Raw genomic sequence first — 19991 nt, 5'->3', positions numbered from 1 at the left:
GACCCCTTTCTTATCCGTGGACTGACTAGCGACGACGGCTCTTGCGGTCGTCCTTCTCGTGACCCTTGAACGTACGGGTCAGAGCGAACTCGCCGAGCTTGTGGCCGACCATGGCCTCGGTGATGAACACCGGGACGTGCTTGCGCCCGTCGTGCACGGCGATCGTGTGCCCGAGCATGTCGGGGATGATCGTCGAGCGCCGCGACCAGGTCTTGATGACGTTCTTCGAATTCTTCTCGTTCTGGACTTCCACCTTCTTGATCAGGTGGTCGTCGACGAACGGGCCCTTCTTCAGGCTGCGTGGCATCTTCTAACTCCCGTTACCCGCGCTTGCGGGTGGCGTAGCGGCGGCGAACGATCAGCTTGTCGCTCTCCTGGCCCTTGCGGCGGGTACGGCCCTCGGGCTTACCAGCCGGGTTGACCGGGTGGCGACCACCGGAGGTCTTACCCTCACCACCACCGTGCGGGTGGTCGATCGGGTTCATGGCGACACCGCGGACGGTCGGGCGCTTGCCCTTCCAGCGCATGCGGCCGGCCTTGCCCCAGTTGATGTTCGACTGTTCGGCATTGCCGATCTCGCCGACCGTGGCGCGGCAACGGATGTCGACCCGGCGGATCTCACCGGAGGGCATACGCAGCGTGGCGTACGCGCCCTCACGGCCGAGCAGCTGGATACCGACACCGGCCGAGCGGGCCAGCTTGGCGCCACCGCCGGGACGAAGCTCCACACCGTGGACCGTCGTACCGACCGGGATGTTGCGCAGGGGAAGGTTGTTCCCCGGCTTGATGTCCGCGCCCGGGCCGGACTCGACGCGGTCGCCCTGCTTCAGGTCCTTCGGCGCGAGGATGTAGCGCTTCTCGCCGTCGGCGTAGTGCAGCAGTGCGATGCGGGAGGTGCGGTTCGGGTCGTACTCGATGTGAGCGACCTTGGCCGGCACGCCGTCCTTGTCGACCCGCTTGAAGTCGATGAGCCGGTACTGCCGCTTGTGGCCGCCGCCCTGGTGCCGCGTGGTGATGCGGCCGTGGACGTTGCGACCACCCTTCTTGGGCAGCGGAACCAGCAGAGACTTCTCCGGCGTGGACCGGGTCAGCTCGGCGAAGTCGGCGACGCTGGAGCCGCGACGGCCCGGCGTGGTCGGCTTGTACTTACGGATAGCCATTGTTCACAAACCCCTTAGCTGACCGGGCCGCCGAAGGCCTCGATGCGGTCACCGTCAGCCAGCTTGACCATCGCGCGCTTGGTCGCCTTGCGCTGACCGAAGCCGGTGCGAGTGCGCTTGCGCTTGCCCTCGCGGTTCGCGGTGTTCACCGTCACGACGCGGACGTTGAAGATCTGCTGGATCGCGATCTTGATCTCGGTCTTGTTCGCGTCCGGGCGCACGAGGAACGTGTACCAGTTCTGGTCGAGAACGCTGTAGCTCTTCTCGGAGACGACCGGCTTGAAGATGATGTCGCGCGGGTCGGCGATGGTGCTCACTTGTTCTCCCCCTCGGCGGTCGCCCGTACGCCCAGGAACTCGTCCAGCGCGTCCTTGGTGAAGACCACCTCGTCAGCGACCAGCACGTCGTACGTGTTCAGCTGGCCGGCCTCGAGCAGGTGCACGGTCGTCTCGTTGCGCAGCGAGAGCCAGTTCAGCTCGTCGGTGCTGCTCAGCACGACCAGGACCTTGGTGGATTCGGTGGCCTTGCGCAGCGTGGCGATCGCGGCCTTGGTCGACGGCTTGTCACCGTTGACGAACGCCTCGACCACGTGCACGCGGCCGTCGCGGGCCCGGTCGGAGAGGGCGCCACGCAGGGCGGCGGCCTTCATCTTCTTGGGGGTCCGCTGGCTGTAGTCGCGCGGCACGGGACCGTGCACGACGCCACCACCGGTGAACTGAGGAGCGCGGATCGAGCCCTGACGGGCGCGACCGGTGCCCTTCTGCTTGTACGGCTTCTTGCCGCCACCGGCGACCTCACCGCGGGTCTTGGCCTTGGCCGTGCCCTGACGGGCGGCGGCCAGCTGGGCCACGACGACCTGGTGCATCAGCGGGATGTTGGCCTGGACGTCGAACACCGAGTCCGGCAGCTCGACCGAGCCGGCCTTGTTGCCCTCAATGTTGATCACGTCAACCGAGCTCACTTGGCACCGCCCTTCTTCGCTGCGGTACGGACCAGGATCAGCGAGCCCTTGGGCCCGGGCACCGCACCCTTGACGAGGATGATGTTGTTGTCGAGGTCGATCGCCTGCACGGTCAGGTTCTGCACGGTGAAGCGCTTGTTCCCCATGCGGCCCGCCATCCGCGTACCGCGGAAGACACGGCCGGGAGTCGCGCAGGCGCCGATCGAACCGGGCGAGCGGTGCTTGCGCTCGACACCGTGGCTGCTCTTCAGACCGTGGAAGCCGTGCCGCTTCATGACGCCGGCGTAGCCCTTGCCCTTGGTCTTGCCGGTGACGTCGATCGCGGTGCCGACCGGGAACGTGTCGACCGTGACCTCCTGGCCGAGCTCGTACTCGCCGGCGTCGGTCGTGCGGAGCTCGACCACGTGACGCCGCGGCGAGACACCAGCCTTGGCGAAGTGGCCGCCCTCGGGCTTGTTGACCTTCCGCGGGTCGATCGCGCCGAATGCCAGCTGGACAGCCGCGTAGCCGTCCTTCTCATTTGTGCGGACCTGGGTCACGACGCAAGGGCCGGCCTGCACCACGGTCACCGGGACGACCTTGTTGTTGTCCCAGATCTGAGTCATGCCGAGCTTGGCGCCCAGGATCCCCTTAACTTGCCTGTCCATCAGTCGCAGATCCCTACAGCTTGATCTCGATGTCGACGCCAGCCGGCAGGTCGAGGCGCATGAGCGAGTCGACCGTCTTGGGAGTCGGGTCGATGATGTCGATCAGCCGCTTGTGCGTGCGCATCTCGAAGTGCTCGCGCGAGTCCTTGTACTTGTGCGGCGAGCGGATGACGCAGAAACGGTTGATCTCCGTGGGCAGCGGCACCGGGCCAGCAACCTGCGCCCCGGTACGCGTCACCGTCTCGACGATCTTCCGAGCCGAGGAGTCGACGACCTCGTGGTCATAGGCCTTGAGCCGGATGCGGATCTTCTGTCCCGCCATGGTGGCTTCTGTTTCCTTCTCTCGATGCCGCTACGTGCGAAAGCGGTGGCTCTCGCATGCCCGCAGGACCGTTGATCCTGCGTTGTCCGACCCCCGCGGTCGGGCGTGTCGCGCTGTGCCTCAGAAAGCTGCGCACAGCAGCCATCCAGATCGCGGGGATCTTGAGGTGCCCCGGGCTTCTCACCGCCCGTCGGGTGGCTCAGAAACACACCCAGACACCCGGCGAGGGTGGCCAGCTGCACAAGGCAGCTGACCACCCCGCTCGGACGCAACCTGACTAGTATGCCGGATTGTCGCCGGCAATGCTAATCGGGGTCAGCGGCCCTTAGACGTTGATCTTCGTGACCGTTCCGGCGCCGACGGTGCGGCCACCCTCGCGGATCGCGAACTTCAGGCCCTGCTCCATGGCGATCGGCTGGATCAGCTTGACCGACATGCTGGTGGAGTCGCCCGGCATGACCATCTCGGTGCCCTCGGGCAGCGTGACGACGCCGGTGACGTCCGTGGTGCGGAAGTAGAACTGCGGGCGGTAGTTCTGGAAGAACGGGGTGTGCCGGCCGCCCTCTTCCTTTGAGAGGATGTAGACCTGGCCCTCGAACTCCGTGTGCGGAGTCGTGGTGCCCGGCTTCACGACGACCATGCCGCGCTCGACGTCCTCGCGCTTGATGCCGCGGAGCAGCAGACCGACGTTCTCACCCGCGCGGGCCTCGTCGAGCAGCTTGCGGAACATCTCGATGCCGGTGCAGACGGTCTTCGTCGACTTCTCGCGGATGCCGACGATCTCGACCTCCTCGTTCGGCTTGAGGATGCCGCGCTCGGCGCGACCCGTGACCACGGTGCCACGACCGGTGATCGTGAAGACGTCCTCGATGGGCATGAGGAACGGCTTCTCGGTCTCGCGCTCGGGCTGCGGGATCGCGGTGTCGACCGCGTTCATCAGCTCGAGGAGCTTGCCGGTCCACTCCTTGTCACCCTCGAGCGCCTTGAGGGCGGAAACCCGCACGACCGGCAGGTCGTCACCCGGGAACTCGTAGGTGCTGAGGAGCTCGCGAACCTCGAGCTCGACGAGCTCGAGGAGCTCCTCGTCGTCCACCATGTCGCTCTTGTTCAGGGCGACGACGATGTACGGAACGCCGACCTGGCGGGCCAGGAGCACGTGCTCCTTGGTCTGCGGCATCGGGCCGTCGGTCGCGGCAACCACCAGGATCGCCCCGTCCATCTGGGCGGCACCGGTGATCATGTTCTTGATGTAGTCAGCGTGGCCGGGGCAGTCCACGTGCGCGTAGTGACGCGCCGCGGTCTGGTACTCGACGTGTGCGATCGAGATCGTGATGCCGCGGGCCTTCTCCTCCGGCGCCTTGTCGATCTCGTCGAACGGGGTGTACGGGTTCAGGTCCGGGTACTCGTCGTGCAGGACCTTCGTGATGGCCGCAGTCAGCGTCGTCTTACCGTGGTCAATGTGACCAATGGTGCCGATGTTGACGTGCGGCTTAGTCCGCTCGAACTTCGCCTTCGCCACTTGTGTCCTCCTGTGGACTGTGGAATTACTTTCGCCCGGCACGCCCGATAAGGCGATGGGGACTCTGTCGACTGCTCGTGCGCGTGCGGCCCTCGACGGACCGCACGCGCCTCATCGATCAAGCGCAGGTATCAGGCACCTGTTGCCTTGGCGATGATCTCCTTCGCGACGCCCTGAGGGACCTCGGCGTAGGAGTCGAACTGCATGCTGTAGCTCGCCCGGCCGGCCGTCTTCGACCGAAGGTCGCCGACGTAGCCGAACATCTCGGAGAGAGGCACCAGCGCCTTGACGACGCGGGCGCCGGAACGCTCCTCCATCGACTGGATGATGCCACGCCGCGAGTTGATGTCGCCGATCACGTCACCCATGTTGTCCTCGGGCGTGGTGACCTCGACGGACATCATCGGCTCGAGCAGCGCGGGGTCGGCCTTGCGGGCCGCTTCCTTCATCGCCATGGAACCGGCGATCTTGAACGCCATCTCGGACGAGTCGACCTCGTGGTACTGACCGTCGACCAGCGTGAACTTCACGCCGACCAGCGGGTAGCCCGCGAGAACGCCGTACTGCAGGGAGTCCTGCGCACCCGCGTCCACCGAGGGGATGAACTCCCGGGGGATGCGGCCACCGGTCACGGCGTTGACGAACTCGTAGGTCGGGCCGTCCGCCTCGAGCGTCAGCGGCTCAAGAGTGACGACGACCTTCGCGTACTGACCGGAGCCACCGGTCTGCTTCTTGTGGACGTACGTGTACTTCTCCACCGTGCCGCGGATCGTCTCCCGGTAGGCCACCTGCGGCTTACCGATGTTCGCCTCGACATTGAACTCGCGGCGCATGCGGTCCACCAGGATGTCCAGGTGAAGCTCGCCCATGCCGGCGATGATGGTCTGCCCGGTCTCCTCGTCGTTGAAGACGCGGAAGGTCGGGTCCTCCTCGGCCAGACGCTGGATCGCGGTGCCCAGCTTCTCCTGGTCCGACTTGGTCTTGGGCTCGATGGCGACCTGGATAACCGGCTCCGGGAAGGTCATCGACTCCAGGATGACCGGGTTGGCCGGGTCGCTGAGCGTGTCACCGGTGGTGGTCTGCTTGAGACCCTGGACGGCGATGATGTCGCCGGCCTGCGCGGTGGCGCGCTCCTCACGCTTGTTCGCGTGCATCTGGTAGATCTTGCCGATCCGCTCCTTGCGGTCCTTGGTGGAGTTGACCACCTGGGAACCGGAGTCGAGCGTGCCGGAGTAGACCCGGACGTAGGTCAGCTTGCCGAGGTGCTTGTCCGTCTGAATCTTGAACGCCAGGCCGGAGAACGGCTCGGAGTTCGACGGCTTGCGCAGCATCGGGGTCTCACCGTCGGTGGCGGTGCCCTCGATGGCCGGGATGTCCAGCGGCGACGGCAGGTAGTCGATCACGGCGTCGAGCATGGGCTGAACGCCCTTGTTCTTGAACGCCGAGCCGCACAGCACCGGGTTGGCCTTGCTGGCGATCGTCGAGCGCCGGATGGCGGCCTTGATCTCGTCCCGCGAGAGCTCCTCGCCCTCGAGGTACTTCTCCATGACCGCGTCGTCGACGTCGGCCAGGGTCTCGATCAGCTTCTCGCGCCACTCGTTCGCGGAGTCGACCAGGTCGGCCGGGATCTCCTCGATCGCGTAGTCCTCGCCCATCTTGGTCTCGCCACGCCAGGTGAGGGCGCGCATCTCGACCAGGTCGACGACGCCGATGTGGTCGCCCTCGAGCCCGATCGGGATCTGCAGAACCAGCGGGGTCGCGTTCAGCCGGTCGATCATCATCTGCACGCAGCGGAAGAAGTCGGCACCGGTCCGGTCGAGCTTGTTGACGAAGCACATCCGGGGAACGTGGTACTTGTCCGCCTGGCGCCACACGTTCTCGGTCTGGGGCTCCACGCCGGCCACACCGTCGTAGACCGCCACCGCACCGTCCAGCACACGCAGCGACCGCTCCACCTCGACCGTGAAGTCGACGTGGCCGGGCGTGTCGATGATCTGGATCGTGTGGCCCTTCCACTCGCACTTGGTGGCGGCGGAAGTGATCGTGATACCGCGCTCCTGCTCCTGCTCCATCCAGTCCATGGTGGCGGCGCCATCGTGAACTTCACCGATCTTGTACGTGATACCGGTGTAGAAGAGGATTCGCTCAGTAGTCGTGGTCTTACCGGCATCGATGTGCGCCATGATGCCGATGTTGCGTACGTTGGCGAGCGCGTCTGCGGCGGCCACTTCAATCCCTACTTTTCTTCGTCGTCGTCTCGTGGAGCGGTACGACTTGCGCTGTGGCCCGGCGATTGCCGGGCCGGCAGCGGGGTCTTACCAGCGGTAGTGCGCGAAGGCCTTGTTGGACTCCGCCATCTTGTGGGTGTCCTCGCGCCGCTTGACGGCGGCACCGAGGCCATTGCTGGCGTCGAGCAGCTCGTTCTGGAGACGCTCGATCATGGTCTTCTCGCGGCGGGCCTTGGAGTACTGGACCAGCCAGCGGAGACCGAGAGTGGTCTGACGCGGGGTGCGGACCTCGACCGGAACCTGGTAGGTCGCGCCACCGACGCGGCGGCTGCGGACCTCGAGGGTCGGCTTGACGTTGTCCATGGCGCGCTTGAGCGTCACCACGGGGTCGGTGCCGCTCTTCTCGCGGCAGCCCTCGAGGGCGCCGTACACGATGCGCTCAGCGAGCTGACGCTTGCCGCCGACCAGGATCTTGTTGACCAGCTGGGTCACCAGCGGCGAGTTGTATACCGGGTCCGCGACCACTGGGTGGCGCGGAGCAGGGCCCTTGCGCGGCATGTCAGCTCTTCTCCTTCTTCGCGCCATAACGGCTGCGAGCCTGCTTGCGGTTGCGGACACCCTGGGTGTCCAGCGAACCACGGACGATCTTGTAGCGGACGCCCGGGAGGTCCTTCACACGACCGCCTCGCACGAGCACGATCGAGTGCTCCTGCAGGTTGTGACCGACACCGGGGATGTACGCCGTCACCTCGATCTGGCTGCTGAGCTTCACACGAGCGACCTTGCGCAGCGCAGAGTTCGGCTTCTTGGGGGTGGTGGTGTACACGCGCGTGCACACGCCGCGCCGCTGAGGACTACCCTTCAGCGCCGGCGTCTTGGTCTTGCTCGTCTTGGCCTGGCGGCCCTTGCGGACCAGCTGCTGGATCGTGGGCACCGGGTTTCTCCGCTCCCTTCGGCCGCTCCTAGGCGGCCGCACCGTCTTGTGTATGCCTCTGTGTGCTGGTCGATCCCCCATTCGGGAGGACTGACCGGCACCCGCGGTCGGGCGTGTCGTCCGGCTCACGGTCCCGCCGCGCGTTGGATAACGCGCACCGGGTCTTGTCTTGGTCGACACCCCGATGGGGGCATCGTCTCGGCGTAGCACCGCCAAGTCGCTTGACGCGGACTCGGGCACACGCACGAGTTGCCCGGGCAAGCCCGGGCACGAGGGGAAAGATTACCCACCCCGAGCACCCAGGTCAAAATGAGCCCAGGCACCGCGCGACGGATATCTCCGATACAAGTGTACCGGGTGCCTCACGGAAGCAACGCCGCGGTGCCGGATCCGGCCTCAGGCAGAAATCTGCAGCACCAGAGCCAACGCCAGGAACAGTAGTGCCATTCCCGCGCCGCAGGATCCGCAGACGATCCCCGACATGCCCAGCCCGGGCCCGGTGAACCGCACCTGCCCGGTGTGACCCGATCGGCGGATCTGCCGGCGGGCCACCACACCGAGCACGATCGCTCCCCCGCCGACCAGCACGCTCAGCAGACTGAAAGCGCCCGAGACGATGCCTCCCCAGCCGGCCGACGACCCGGCCACACCGAAGCACAGCACGAGCAGCGAGGCCAGGATCGACCCGATGCCGGCGATCAACGAGCCGATGGCCAGGCCCGAGGTGATCGGCTCGACCCGCAACTGGACCAGACCGAACTCGGTGCCGGGCATCGCGTCGACCCGCTCCGGGCGCCAGCGGCCCGAAGGCGGCGGAGGGGGCACCGCCGGAGGGTAGGGCACCTGCGGCGGGGGCGGGACCGTCATATCAAGAGCATGTCACTCGTACGGGGGCGGCCGCACCCCCGCCTCAGTCGGTGCCCGGTGAGAAGTCCGAACCCCCGGAACCGGCCAGGTGCAGCAGACCGGCGATCGACGCGATGACCAGCGAGGTGAGCGCGAGCACGATGCCGGCCCAGGCCAGCCGGCGACCCCGCCGGACCCAGGCCGAGCCGGTCAGATAACCCTTGGCCTCGTACGCCTGCCGGGCCGTCTGCCGGGCCAGCAGGAGCGCGATGGTGGCCGGGATCACACCACCCACGAACGCGCCGGTCAGGAATCCCACCAGGCCGAGCGCGAAGACCGCACGCGCCTTCGACGAGGGCTCCGGATCGGGATCCATCGGGTGGCGGGCCGGCACGGTCGCGGGAAGGGTCACCAGACCATCTTAGAAAGCCCGAAGGGCGGCCGCGCACTGCGCGACCGCCCCGGGGCGTTCTGACTGCCTCTAGCGGTACGACCCGAAGTCGAAGTCGTCCAGCGGCACGGCCTGCCCGCTGGCCGGCCCGAAGCCGTAGTCGGTCTCGGGGTACCCGGTCATCGAGTACACCTTGGCCTTGGCCTCCTCGGTCGGCTCGACCCGGATGTTGCGGTACTTGGAGATACCGGTACCGGCCGGGATGAGCTTACCGATGATCACGTTCTCCTTGAGGCCGACGAGCGAGTCGCTACGCGAGTTGATCGCCGCGTCGGTCAGCACCCGGGTGGTCTCCTGGAAGGAGGCCGCGGAGAGCCAGGAGTCGGTGGCCAGCGAGGCCTTGGTGATACCCATGAGCACCGGACGACCGGCGGCAGGCTCGCCACCCTCGCCCACGAGCCGGCGGTTCTCCGACTCGAACAGCGCCCGGTCGACCAGCACGCCCGGCAGGAACTCCGCCGCGCCCGAGTCGATGACCGTCACCCGCTTGAGCATCTGGCGAATGATGATCTCGATGTGCTTGTCGTGGATGAGCACACCCTGCGAGCGGTAGACCTCCTGGACCTCAGAGGTCAGGTGGACCTGGACCGCCCGCGGACCCATGATCCGCAGAAGCTCGTGCGGGTCGATGGTGCCCTCGGTCAGCTTCTCGCCGACGCCGACGTGGTCGCCGTCGTGGGCCCGGAGCTTGACACGCTTGGAGATCTTGTCGTAGACGATCTCCTCGCTGCCGTCGTCCGGCACCACGATGATCTTGCGCGAGCGCTCGCCGTCCTCGATGCGGATGCGTCCCGGGGTGTCGGCGATGGGCGCCTTGCCCTTGGGCACGCGGGCCTCGAAGATTTCCTGCACACGCGGCAGACCCTGGGTGATGTCCTCACCCGCGACACCACCGGTGTGGAAGGTACGCATCGTCAGCTGCGTGCCCGGCTCACCGATGGACTGGGCGGCGATGATGCCGACCGCCTCACCGATGTCCACGCCCTTGCCGGTCGGCAGCGAGCGGCCGTAGCAGGCCGCGCACACGCCGAGCTTCGACTCACAGGTCAGCACCGAGCGGACCCGGACGTTCTCGACACCGGCGGCGACCAGCTGGTCGACCAGGATCGAGTTGAGGTCCGCGCCGCGCGGGACGACCAGGTTGCCGTTGGCGTCCTTGATGTCGTCGGCCAGCGTACGAGCGTGCACACCGGTCTCGGCGTGCACGTGCACGACCAGGGTGCCGTCCGCCTCGCGCTCGCCCACCTGCATCGGAATCGCGCGGTCGGTGCCGCAGTCCTCCTCGCGGATGATGACGTCCTGCGAGACGTCCACCAGACGACGGGTCAGGTAACCCGAGTCGGCGGTACGCAGCGCGGTGTCGGCCAGACCCTTACGAGCACCGTGGGTGGAGATGAAGTACTCCAGCACGGTCAGACCCTCGCGGTACGACGAGGTGATCGGCCGCGGGATGATCTCACCCTTGGGGTTGGCCACCAGGCCACGGATCGCGGCGATCTGCCGGAGCTGCAGCAGGTTACCGCGGGCGCCCGAGTTGATCATGACCCAGAGCGGGTTCTCGTGCGGCAGCGAGTTCTCCATTTCCTTGGAGATCTCGTTCGTGGCCTTGGTCCAGATCTCGATGAGCTCGCCGCGACGTTCCTCGGCGGTCATGAGACCACGCTGGTACTGCTTGTCGATCCGGTCCGCCTCGACCTGGTAGCGCTGCAGGATCTCCGGCTTGCGCGGGGGCCCGATGACGTCGCCCATGCCGATCGTCACACCGGACCAGGTGGCCCAGTGGAAGCCGGCCTCCTTGAGCGCGTCCAGGGTCGCCGCGAGGCTGACCTTGGGGAAGCGCTCGGCGAGGTCGTTGACGATCGCCGACAGCTGACCCTTACGGATCTCGTAGTTCACGAAGCGGTAGCCCGGGGGCAGCGTCTCGTTGAACAGAACCCGGCCGAGAGTGGTCTCGACGAGCAGCGGCTGGTCCTCGGTCCAGTCCTCCGGCGGAGTCCACGCCGGGCCCTTGGCCCCGTTGTCGACCCCGATGACCTCACGAAGACGGATCTTGACCGTCGCCTGGAGGTGCAGCTCGCCGTTGTCGAACGCCATCCGAGCCTCGGCGTCCGAGCTGAAGACCCGGCCCTCACCCTTGGCCCCAGCGGTCTGGTGCGTCAGGTAGTAGAGGCCGATGACCATGTCCTGGGTCGGCATGGTGACCGGCTTGCCGTCGGCCGGCTTGAGGATGTTGTTCGACGAGAGCATCAGGATCCGGGCCTCGGCCTGCGCCTCGGCCGACAGCGGCACGTGCACCGCCATCTGGTCACCGTCGAAGTCGGCGTTGAACGCCGTACAGACGAGCGGGTGGATCTGGATCGCCTTGCCCTCGACCAGCTGCGGCTCGAAGGCCTGGATGCCCAGGCGGTGCAGGGTCGGCGCGCGGTTCAGCAGCACCGGGTGCTCGCTGATGACCTCTTCGAGGACGTCCCACACGACCGGCCGCTGACGCTCGACCATGCGCTTGGCCGACTTGATGTTCTGCGCGTGGTTCAGGTCGACCAGACGCTTCATCACGAACGGCTTGAACAGCTCCAGCGCCATCTGCTTGGGCAGACCGCACTGGTGCAGCTTCAGGCGCGGGCCGACGACGATGACCGAACGGCCGGAGTAGTCGACGCGCTTGCCGAGCAGGTTCTGACGGAACCGGCCCTGCTTGCCCTTGAGCATGTCGGACAGCGACTTGAGCGGGCGGTTACCCGGGCCGGTGACCGGCCGGCCGCGGCGGCCGTTGTCGAACAGCGCGTCGACGGCCTCCTGCAGCATCCGCTTCTCGTTGTTCACGATGATCTCGGGAGCGCCCAGGTCGATCAGGCGCTTCAACCGGTTGTTCCGGTTGATGACCCGGCGGTACAGGTCGTTCAGGTCGCTGGTCGCGAAGCGGCCACCGTCGAGCTGCACCATCGGGCGCAGGTCCGGCGGGATGACCGGGACGCAGTCCAGCACCATGCCGAGCGGCGAGTTCCGGGTGTTGAGGAACGCGGCGACGACCTTGAGGCGCTTCAGGGCACGGATCTTGCGCTGGCCCTTACCGGTGCGAATGATCTCGCGCAGGTTCTCGGCCTCGGCGTCCAGGTCCATGTTCTGCAGCAGCGCCTTGATCGCCTCGGCGCCCATGCCACCGGTGAAGTACTCACCGAAGCGGTCCCGCAGCTCGCGGTAGAGCAGCTCGTCGGTGACCAGCTGCTTGGAGTCCAGCTTGCGGAAGGTGTCGAGCACCTCGTCGAGCCGGTCGATCTCGCGCTGCGCCTTGTCACGGATCTGGCGCATCTCGCGCTCGCCGGCCTCCTTGACCTTGCGGCGCACGTCGGCCTTGGCTCCCTCGGCCTCGAGCTCCGAGAGGTCCTGCTCCAGCTTCGCGGCACGCTTCTCGATCTCCGAGTCGCGGCTGTTCTCGGACTGGCGCTTCTCGGCGAAGATCTCGTTCTCGATGGTGGACAGGTCGCGGTGACGCGCTTCGGCGTCCACGCTCGTGACCACGTACGAGGCGAAGTAGATGATCTTTTCGAGATCCTTGGGCGCAAGGTCGAGCAGATAGCCCAGCCGGCTCGGCACACCCTTGAAGTACCAGATGTGCGTGACCGACGCGGCCAGCTCGATGTGGCCCATGCGCTCACGGCGGACCTTGGACCGGGTCACCTCGACGCCGCAGCGCTCACAGATGATGCCCTTGAACCGGACCCGCTTGTACTTGCCGCAGTAGCACTCCCAGTCCCGCTGAGGGCCGAAGATCTTCTCGCAGAAGAGTCCGTCCTTCTCGGGCTTGAGCGTGCGGTAGTTGATCGTCTCGGGCTTCTTGACCTCGCCGTGCGACCACTGCCGGATGTCGTCAGCGGTGGCCAGGCCGATGCGCAACTCGTCGAAGAAGTTGACGTCGAGCACTTGGTCTATCCCTCGTATTTCATTGCTCGGATGGGTTCCAGGCCGGCGGTGGCGTCCTCCGGCTCAGCTGAGCCGGAGGACGCTTCCGTCAGATCTCTTCGACGCTGCTGACGCCCTCGTTCGGGCGCCGGGACAGGTCGATACCGAGTTCCTCCGCGGCCCGGAAGACCTCGTCGTCCGTCTCGCGCATCTCGAGGGCCACACCGTCGCTGGAAAGCACCTCGACGTTCAGGCACAGCGACTGCAGCTCCTTGAGGAGCACCTTGAAGGACTCGGGGATTCCCGGCTCCGGGATGTTCTCGCCCTTGACGATGGCCTCGTAGACCTTCACTCGGCCGAGGACGTCGTCGGACTTGATGGTGAGTAGTTCCTGCAGCGCGTATGCGGCGCCGTAGGCCTGCATCGCCCAGCACTCCATCTCGCCGAACCGCTGGCCACCGAACTGCGCCTTACCACCCAGCGGCTGCTGCGTGATCATCGAGTACGGGCCGGTCGACCGAGCGTGAATCTTGTCGTCGACCAGGTGGTTCAGCTTGAGGATGTAGACGTACCCGACCGAGACCGGGTCCGGCAGCGGCTCGCCGGAGCGGCCGTCGAACAGCTGCGCCTTGCCGTCACCGTTGACCAGCCGCTTTCCATCGCGGTTGACCAGCGTCGACTCGAGGAGGCCCTTGATCTCCTCCTCCTGCGCACCGTCGAAGACGGGGGTCGCGACGTTCGAGTCCTTGGGGGACTCGTGCGCCTCGATCGCGCGCAGCTGGCGCTTCCAGTCGGCGTCCTCGCCCTCGACTTCCCAGCCGGTCTTGGCGATCCACCCGAGGTGGGTCTCCAGAACCTGGCCGATGTTCATGCGCGAGGGCACACCGAGCGGGTTGAGCACGATGTCGACCGGGGTGCCGTCCTCGAGGAACGGCATGTCCTCGATCGGCAGGATCTTGGAGATGACGCCCTTGTTGCCGTGGCGGCCCGCGAGCTTGTCACCGTCCTGGATCTTGCGCTTCTGGGCCACGTACACGCGGACCAGCTCGTTCACGCCCGGGGGAAGCTCGTCGCCGTCTTCACGCGAGAACGTGCGGACGCCGATGACCGTGCCGGTCTCGCCGTGCGGCACCTTCAGCGAGGTGTCCCGGACCTCCCGGGCCTTCTCACCGAAGATCGCGCGGAGCAGCCGCTCCTCGGGGGTCAGCTCGGTCTCACCCTTGGGCGTGACCTTGCCGACCAGGATGTCGCCGGGAACGACCTCGGCGCCGATCCGGATGATGCCGCGCTCGTCCAGGTCCGCGAGCATTTCCTCGCTGACGTTGGGGATGTCGCGGGTGATCTCTTCCGGGCCGAGCTTGGTGTCCCGGGCGTCGACCTCGTGCTCCTCGATGTGGATCGAGGTGAGGACGTCCTGCTGGACGAGGCGCTGCGACAGGATGATCGCGTCCTCGTAGTTGTGACCCTCCCAGCACATGAACGCGACGAGCAGGTTGCGGCCGAGGGCCATCTCCCCCTCGTCGGTGCACGGACCGTCGGCGATGACCTGGCCGGCTTCGACCCGGTCACCCTCGAACACGACCGGCTTCTGGTTGACGCAGGAGCCGGCGTTGGAGCGGCGGAACTTGTGCAGCAGGTACGTACGGCGGTGACCGTCGTCCTGGTGAACCGTCACGTAGTCGGCGCACAGGTCCTCGACCACGCCACCGACCTCGGCGACGACCACGTCACCGGCGTCGACCGCGGCGCGGTACTCCATGCCGGTGCCGACCAGCGGCGCCTCGGCCTTGACCAGCGGCACGGCCTGACGCTGCATGTTCGCGCCCATGAGCGCGCGGTTGGCGTCGTCGTGCTCGAGGAACGGGATCATCGCGGTCGCGACCGAGGTCATCTGACGCGGCGACACGTCCATGTAGTCGACCTCGGTGCCGGGCACGTAGTCGACCTCACCGCCCTTACGGCGGACCAGGACGCGATCGTCGGCGAAGGTGCCGTCGCTCCTCAGCGTGGCGTTCGCCTGCGCCTTGATGTATCGGTCCTCTTCGTCGGCAGTGAGGTAGTGCACCTCATCGGTGACGACGCCCGCCTCGACCTTCCGGTACGGCGTCTCGATGAAGCCGAACGGGTTGACCCGGGCGAACGTGGACAGGGCGCCGATCAGGCCGATGTTCGGGCCTTCGGGCGTCTCGATCGGGCACATCCGGCCGTAGTGGGACGGGTGCACGTCGCGGACCTCGAAGCCGGCCCGCTCACGCGAGAGGCCACCGGGGCCGAGCGCGGACAGACGACGCCGGTGGGTCAGGCCCGCCAGCGGGTTCGTCTGGTCCATGAACTGCGACAGCTGCGACGTGCCGAAGAACTCCTTGATCGCCGCCACCACGGGACGGATGTTGATCAGGGTCTGCGGCGTGATCGCCTCGACGTCCTGGGTCGTCATGCGTTCGCGGACGACGCGCTCCATCCGGGACAGGCCGACACGGACCTGGTTCTGGATGAGCTCGCCGACCGTACGCAGACGGCGGTTGCCGAAGTGGTCGATGTCGTCGGGCTCGTAGCCTTCCTCACCGGCGTGCAGCCGGGCGAGGTAGTCCACGGTCTTGACGATGTCTTCCTCGGTCAACGTGCCCCGGACGATCGGGACGTCGATGTCGAGCTTCTTGTTGAACTTGTAACGGCCGACCTTGGCGACGTCGTACCTCTTCGGGTTGAAGAAGAGGTTGTCGAGCAGGGTCTGCGCGTTTTCCCGGGTCGGGGGCTCGCCAGGGCGGAGCTTGCGGTAAATGTCGAGCAGGGCCTCGTCCTGCCCGGCGATGTGGTCCTTCTCGAGGGTGGTCATGAGCAGCTCGGACCACCCGAACCGCTCGCGGATCTGGTCGGCCGACCAGCCGATCGCCTTGAGCAGGACGGTGACGGCCTGCCGGCGCTTGCGGTCGATCCGGACACCCACGGTGTCGCGCTTGTCGATGTCGAACTCCAGCCAGGCACCCCGGCTGGGGATGACCTTGACGCTGGAGAGGTCGCGGTCGGAGGTCTTGTCCGGCTCCTTGGTGAAGTACACGCCCGGCGAGCGGACGAGCTGGCTCACCACGACGCGCTCCGTGCCGTTGATGACGAACGTCCCCTTGGGGGTCATCATCGGGAAGTCACCCATGAACACGGTCTGGCTCTTGATCTCGCCAGTCGTGTTGTTGGTGAACTCCGCGGTCACGAACAGCGGCGCGCAGTAGGTCAGATCCTTCTCCTTGCACTCCTCGATCGAGGCCTTGACCTCGTCGAATCGGGGAGACGAGAAGGACAGCGACATTGTGCCGGAGAAGTCCTCAATGGGACTGATCTCTTCGAGGATCTCTGCGAGGCCCGAGTGGGCGTGCGGGTCGTCCGTCGACCGGGCCTGCCAAGCCTCGTTTCCGACCAGCCAGTCGAAGGACTCCGTCTGGAGGGCCAAGAGGTTGGGGACCTCAAGTTGCTCGGTGATCCTGCCGAAAGAGACACGGCGGGGTGCGTAAGCGCTCGACGTACGGCTGGTCTTCGCAGGGCGGGAAGCTGCCAAGATGCGTCCTTCCGAGGACCGGTGCTGCTGATGCGGCTGCAGCTGCGGTATGCAACTGTCTGCGTGCACTCCAACGAGCCCCCAGGAAGTCATCCGGATGGATGTCCCGGCAGGGCTCAAGACAGAAGGCAGCGCAAACTAGCAGTGTAGCCGCTCGGCTAACCGCTGTCCAGCCCACACCTGAGGGGGCCTGCGGAACGTGTCCCCGCGGCCTCTGACCTGCGCCTCCATGGGCCAGGGCCACAAGCGGGGCCGCTCGGAACGCGGCAACTCTCCCTCTGGTGCCTTTCCACGGGCTCCGGGGACACCGGATTACCCACGGCTCGGCTGTCGCAAGCGCGGAAACTTGCTGTCATCAGCGTGCCTGTCAGCGGACACACAGTCAAGGGCTGCAGCACGGGTCGACCCCCTGCCATCGCCCGCCCGGCGCGCTCTAGCGACCATACTCCACGGCTTGCCCGATTGAGCCCGCTTTGTGCGTCGGGACCCGGACAGCCGGCCACATGTCCCCTGACCAGGTACGACATCGGAAAGACACGAATGGCGAGGACCCCGACACGGGCCCTCGCCATTCGCAAGAGAAAGCAGTGGAGCGTTAGATCACTTGAGGGTGACCTTGGCGCCTTCGCCCTCGAGCTTGGCCTTGGCGGCCTCGGCCTTCTCCTTGTTGACACCCTCGAGGATCGCCTTGGGGGCGGACTCGACGGCGTCCTTGGCCTCCTTGAGGCCCAGGCCGGTCAGCTCACGCACGACCTTGATGACCTGGATCTTCTTGCCACCGTCGCCCTCGAGGACAACGTCGAAGGAGTCCTTCTCGGGCTCGGCCTCGGCCGGAGCCGCACCCGGGCCGGCGGCCGCGATGGCGACCGGAGCGGCCGCGGTGACCTCGAAGGTGGTCTCGAACTGCTTCACGAACTCCGACAGCTCGATCAGCGTCATTTCCTTGAACGCGTCGAGCAGCTCGTCGGTGCTGAGCTTCGCCATTATCGGCAACCCTTCCTAGTGCTTATGAAAAGTCGTGCTGGTGCGCGGTGGCTCAGGCCTCCGCGGGACCGTCCTGCTCGCGCTTCTCCTGAAGAGCGGCCGCGAGGCGCGCCACCTGCGAAAGCGGAGCCTGGAACAGGCCGGCCGCCTTGGTCAGGTTGCCCTTCATGGCGCCGGCCAGCTTGGCCAGCAGAACCTCACGCGACTCGAGGTCGGCGATCTTGTTGACGTCATCCGCCGAGATCGCCTTGCCCTCGAAGACACCGCCCTTGATGACCAGGACGGGGTTGGCCTTGGAGAAGGCCCGAAGACCCTTGGCCGCCTCGACCGGGTCGCCGCTGATGAAGGCGAGCGCGGTAGGACCGGTGAACAGCTTGTCGAGGCCCTCGATGCCCGCGTCGCTCGCAGCGCGCTTCGCCAGGGTGTTCTTCGACACCGCATACTTGGTGTCGCCGCCCAGCGAACGGCGCAGCTCGGTGAGCTGCTTGACCGTGAGACCGCGGTACTCGGTCAGCACGGTGGCCGACGAGTTACGGAAGTCGTCCGTCAGCTCCGCGACGGCACTGGCCTTGTCGGCCCGGACCGGCTTGTCCGCCATGTCCCTCCTCTCTCAGTGCTCGAACCACTGGTCGAGCTCGAAGGAGGAGCAGAATGAGAAACGCCCCGGCGCAGGGCGCACGGGGCGGAACAGTCGGTTTTCACCGGGCCTGGTCACGAACCGTTCTCCCCTGCGCGGGTCGCCCGCATCTGCGGGACCTTCGACCATGACCCGGAAAACCAGGGCCACGGCGACCAGCGGTCTGTGGGTGGAACTTCGATTGATAAGAGTACGCGACCCGGCAGCAACGGCCAAATCCAGCCCTTTCCCCGTACGCGTCGTGACCGCCCCCAACCGCAGCGGCCCCCGTCCCGGGCCCGGGCGGCCCTATCGGCCTGGGAGCGACTTCCGCCCGCAAGGCCACCGCCGGCTCATGAACGTGACCGCCGCAGATACGCGTACGCCGCGAGGGCGACAGCGCACCAAGCAGCGGCCCAGACGGTGAGCAGGGCCAGCATGGTCGCGGAGGGGCCGGTGTCGGGGGTGAGGGCCCGGGCTGTGGCCATGACAGGTGGGACGAGCCACGGGGCGAACGAGCCCTGCAGGCCGAGCACGACCACCAGGAGGGCCGCGGTGACAAGCACGGCCACGCCGTTGCGGACCCCGCGGGTGACGGCCCGGCTGGCCAGGGCGCCGACGGCCACCGCGGGCGGCACGGCCAGCAGGTGGGCCAGGACGCCGAGCAGAGAGCCGGAGAGAACGGGCTCGGTGGTGTCGATGCCGTGGAACAGCCAGGGAGCACCCATCGCGAGGACGCAGACGATCAGCGCGAGCACGGCCGCGGCCAGCAGCCCGGCCACGGCCTCGGTGCGGGCGCCCACGGCCACGCGAGCCAGGCGGCGCTGCCCGTCGGGCTCGGTGTCGAGCAGCAGCTTGGACTGCCAGGCCAGCACGGGGAAGAGCGCGGCTGCGGAATATCCGTAAGCCACCGCCGCGGGCGACGCTCCCCCGCCGTAGATGATGCCCAGCACGACCAGGACGGCGATCGCGGGCGGGAGGATGCGGCCGCCCCGGAGGAACCCTGCCAGACGCATCCGGATCAGGGGGCTCACTGTTTGCCCTCCCCGTTCCATGAGCCGGCGGCGGCGTTGCGGGCGTTCGCGGCACCCGGGTGATAGGTGCCGTCGGGCCGGGGGCCGGACACGTCGCGTACGCCTAAGACAGCGTGACCCTGAGCTCTCAGCCGGACCACCGCCTCGTCGGCCGAGGCGCGCGGCACGGAGATCTCGATGACGACCTCGTCGCGGGCAGGCGCGGGCGGTGACGGGGCCGGCTGGACGGTGGCGTCGGCGATCGACCAGTGGATCGCGCCGGGCAGATGGGCGATCTCGCCGCGGTGATCGCTGATCAGCACCATGCCGCCGGACGCGGTCACCTCGGCCACGATCTCGGGGATCAGGGTGCGGGCGACGGCGTCGAGGCCCTCCCACGGCTCGTCGAGAATCAGCAGGCCGGGCCGGGCGATCAGTGCCTGGGCCAGCCCGACCTTCTGGGCAGTGCCCTTCGACAGGTCACTCAGGCGGGTGCCGGTGTGACCGGTCAGCAGCAGACGCTCGATCCAGGCGTCGGCCTCACCGGGGTCGTGGCCGCGCAGCGAGGCCATGCGGTGCAGATAGTCGCCCGCGGTGAACGGCTGATCGGCCGGGAAGCGCTCGGGCACCCAGCCGATGACCGGCGGGCGGTCACGCACGGCGCCGCGCCCCGGGCGCAGGACACCGGCGGCGAGCTGGAGGAGCGTGGACTTGCCGGCGCCGTTGCGACCCAGCACGACGATCGTCTGGCCGGGCCGGACGTCGGCGTTGACCGCGCGGAGCGTCCAGTCGGCGCGGCGGCCGTATCGGAACCACACCCCGTCGAAACGCACGACGGAACTTTGCCACAGAAAAGCCCC

General features: G+C 67.1%; 18 protein-coding genes. All 18 read right to left on the bottom strand.

The features are described from left to right. Positions 1-25: 25 nt before the first annotated feature. The 18 genes from rpsS to ACZ3I4_RS02755 all read right to left on the bottom strand — a co-directional run bounded on the left by rpsS (position 26) and on the right by ACZ3I4_RS02755 (position 19964). Positions 26-307: a 30S ribosomal protein S19 gene (gene rpsS, locus ACZ3I4_RS02840; RefSeq protein ID WP_014440726.1), complete on the bottom strand. Its 282-nt coding sequence runs from the start codon at positions 305-307 to the stop codon at positions 26-28. A gap of 13 nt (positions 308-320) precedes the next feature. After that, positions 321-1160 (bottom strand): 50S ribosomal protein L2, encoded by an 840-nt coding sequence (gene rplB, locus ACZ3I4_RS02835; protein ID WP_097322774.1) that lies wholly within the window; start codon positions 1158-1160, stop codon positions 321-323. Positions 1161-1174: 14 nt separating this feature from the next. Beyond that, positions 1175-1477 carry a 50S ribosomal protein L23 gene (rplW, locus tag ACZ3I4_RS02830; protein WP_465380119.1) on the bottom strand — a complete coding sequence of 101 codons (303 nt, stop codon included), beginning with the start codon at positions 1475-1477 and terminating at the stop codon, positions 1175-1177. Continuing rightward, on the bottom strand, positions 1474-2121 hold the full coding sequence (rplD, locus tag ACZ3I4_RS02825; RefSeq protein WP_465380118.1) for a 50S ribosomal protein L4: 648 nt from the start codon (positions 2119-2121) through the stop codon (positions 1474-1476). Before rplD ends, rplW begins: the two co-directional genes overlap by 4 nt. Continuing rightward, entirely contained in the window at positions 2118-2768 is a 651-nt protein-coding gene (gene rplC, locus ACZ3I4_RS02820) for a 50S ribosomal protein L3 (protein WP_465380117.1), read from the bottom strand. The genes rplD and rplC overlap by 4 nt, the downstream gene beginning before the upstream one ends. A gap of 13 nt (positions 2769-2781) precedes the next feature. Further along, positions 2782-3090: a 30S ribosomal protein S10 gene (rpsJ, locus tag ACZ3I4_RS02815; protein ID WP_007073037.1), complete on the bottom strand. Its 309-nt coding sequence runs from the start codon at positions 3088-3090 to the stop codon at positions 2782-2784. A gap of 325 nt (positions 3091-3415) precedes the next feature. Beyond that, complete coding sequence (gene tuf, locus ACZ3I4_RS02810; RefSeq protein ID WP_184953723.1) at positions 3416-4609, bottom strand: elongation factor Tu; 1194 nt, start codon at positions 4607-4609, stop codon at positions 3416-3418. Positions 4610-4740: 131 nt separating this feature from the next. Further along, a complete protein-coding gene (gene fusA / locus ACZ3I4_RS02805; RefSeq protein ID WP_465380116.1) occupies positions 4741-6837 on the bottom strand; it encodes an elongation factor G in 2097 nt (698 codons plus the stop codon). An 87-nt stretch (positions 6838-6924) separates the two neighbouring features. Beyond that, positions 6925-7395, bottom strand: a complete 471-nt coding sequence (gene rpsG / locus ACZ3I4_RS02800) for a 30S ribosomal protein S7 (protein WP_041831882.1) — start codon at positions 7393-7395, stop codon at positions 6925-6927. Between the two features lies 1 nt (position 7396). Then, the gene (gene rpsL, locus ACZ3I4_RS02795) at positions 7397-7771 is read right to left on the bottom strand and encodes a 30S ribosomal protein S12 (RefSeq protein WP_014440718.1); all 375 of its coding nucleotides are present in this window, start codon (positions 7769-7771) and stop codon (positions 7397-7399) included. Between the two features lie 396 nt (positions 7772-8167). Then, positions 8168-8596: a hypothetical protein gene (locus tag ACZ3I4_RS02790; protein WP_465380115.1), complete on the bottom strand. Its 429-nt coding sequence runs from the start codon at positions 8594-8596 to the stop codon at positions 8168-8170. A gap of 85 nt (positions 8597-8681) precedes the next feature. Further along, on the bottom strand, positions 8682-8993 hold the full coding sequence (locus tag ACZ3I4_RS02785; RefSeq protein ID WP_465380447.1) for a hypothetical protein: 312 nt from the start codon (positions 8991-8993) through the stop codon (positions 8682-8684). Between the two features lie 105 nt (positions 8994-9098). After that, the gene (locus ACZ3I4_RS02780; protein ID WP_465380114.1) at positions 9099-12989 is read right to left on the bottom strand and encodes a DNA-directed RNA polymerase subunit beta'; all 3891 of its coding nucleotides are present in this window, start codon (positions 12987-12989) and stop codon (positions 9099-9101) included. A gap of 88 nt (positions 12990-13077) precedes the next feature. Next, positions 13078-16518 carry a DNA-directed RNA polymerase subunit beta gene (gene rpoB, locus ACZ3I4_RS02775; protein ID WP_465380113.1) on the bottom strand — a complete coding sequence of 1147 codons (3441 nt, stop codon included), beginning with the start codon at positions 16516-16518 and terminating at the stop codon, positions 13078-13080. 600 nt (positions 16519-17118) lie between these two features. Continuing rightward, positions 17119-17502, bottom strand: coding sequence for a 50S ribosomal protein L7/L12 (rplL, locus tag ACZ3I4_RS02770; protein WP_465380112.1), 384 nt, complete (start codon positions 17500-17502; stop codon positions 17119-17121). Between the two features lie 52 nt (positions 17503-17554). Continuing rightward, positions 17555-18100: a 50S ribosomal protein L10 gene (gene rplJ, locus ACZ3I4_RS02765; protein ID WP_465380111.1), complete on the bottom strand. Its 546-nt coding sequence runs from the start codon at positions 18098-18100 to the stop codon at positions 17555-17557. Positions 18101-18471: 371 nt separating this feature from the next. After that, positions 18472-19152, bottom strand: a complete 681-nt coding sequence (locus ACZ3I4_RS02760; protein ID WP_465380110.1) for a hypothetical protein — start codon at positions 19150-19152, stop codon at positions 18472-18474. Then, entirely contained in the window at positions 19149-19964 is an 816-nt protein-coding gene (locus tag ACZ3I4_RS02755; protein ID WP_465380109.1) for an ATP-binding cassette domain-containing protein, read from the bottom strand. The genes ACZ3I4_RS02760 and ACZ3I4_RS02755 overlap by 4 nt, the downstream gene beginning before the upstream one ends. Between the last annotated feature and the right edge of the window lie 27 nt (positions 19965-19991).

The sequence above is a fragment of the Actinoplanes sp. NPDC021490 genome, assembly GCF_055562135.1.
The sequence above is the reverse complement of the archived record's forward strand: the minus strand, read 5'-3'. Positions and strand labels throughout refer to the sequence as shown.

Excerpts from the sequence above, each read along its gene's own strand:
- rpsS (WP_014440726.1), bottom strand. The coding sequence starts at position 307 with ATGCCACGCAGCCTGAAGAAGGGCCCGTTCGTCGACGACCACCTGATC.
- rplB (WP_097322774.1), bottom strand. The coding sequence starts at position 1,160 with ATGGCTATCCGTAAGTACAAGCCGACCACGCCGGGCCGTCGCGGCTCC.
- rplC (WP_465380117.1), bottom strand. The coding sequence starts at position 2,768 with ATGGACAGGCAAGTTAAGGGGATCCTGGGCGCCAAGCTCGGCATGACT.
- rpsJ (WP_007073037.1), bottom strand. The coding sequence starts at position 3,090 with ATGGCGGGACAGAAGATCCGCATCCGGCTCAAGGCCTATGACCACGAG.
- rpsG (WP_041831882.1), bottom strand. The coding sequence starts at position 7,395 with ATGCCGCGCAAGGGCCCTGCTCCGCGCCACCCAGTGGTCGCGGACCCG.
- ACZ3I4_RS02785 (WP_465380447.1), bottom strand. The coding sequence starts at position 8,993 with ATGGATCCCGATCCGGAGCCCTCGTCGAAGGCGCGTGCGGTCTTCGCG.
- rplL (WP_465380112.1), bottom strand. The coding sequence starts at position 17,502 with ATGGCGAAGCTCAGCACCGACGAGCTGCTCGACGCGTTCAAGGAAATG.
- rplJ (WP_465380111.1), bottom strand. The coding sequence starts at position 18,100 with ATGGCGGACAAGCCGGTCCGGGCCGACAAGGCCAGTGCCGTCGCGGAG.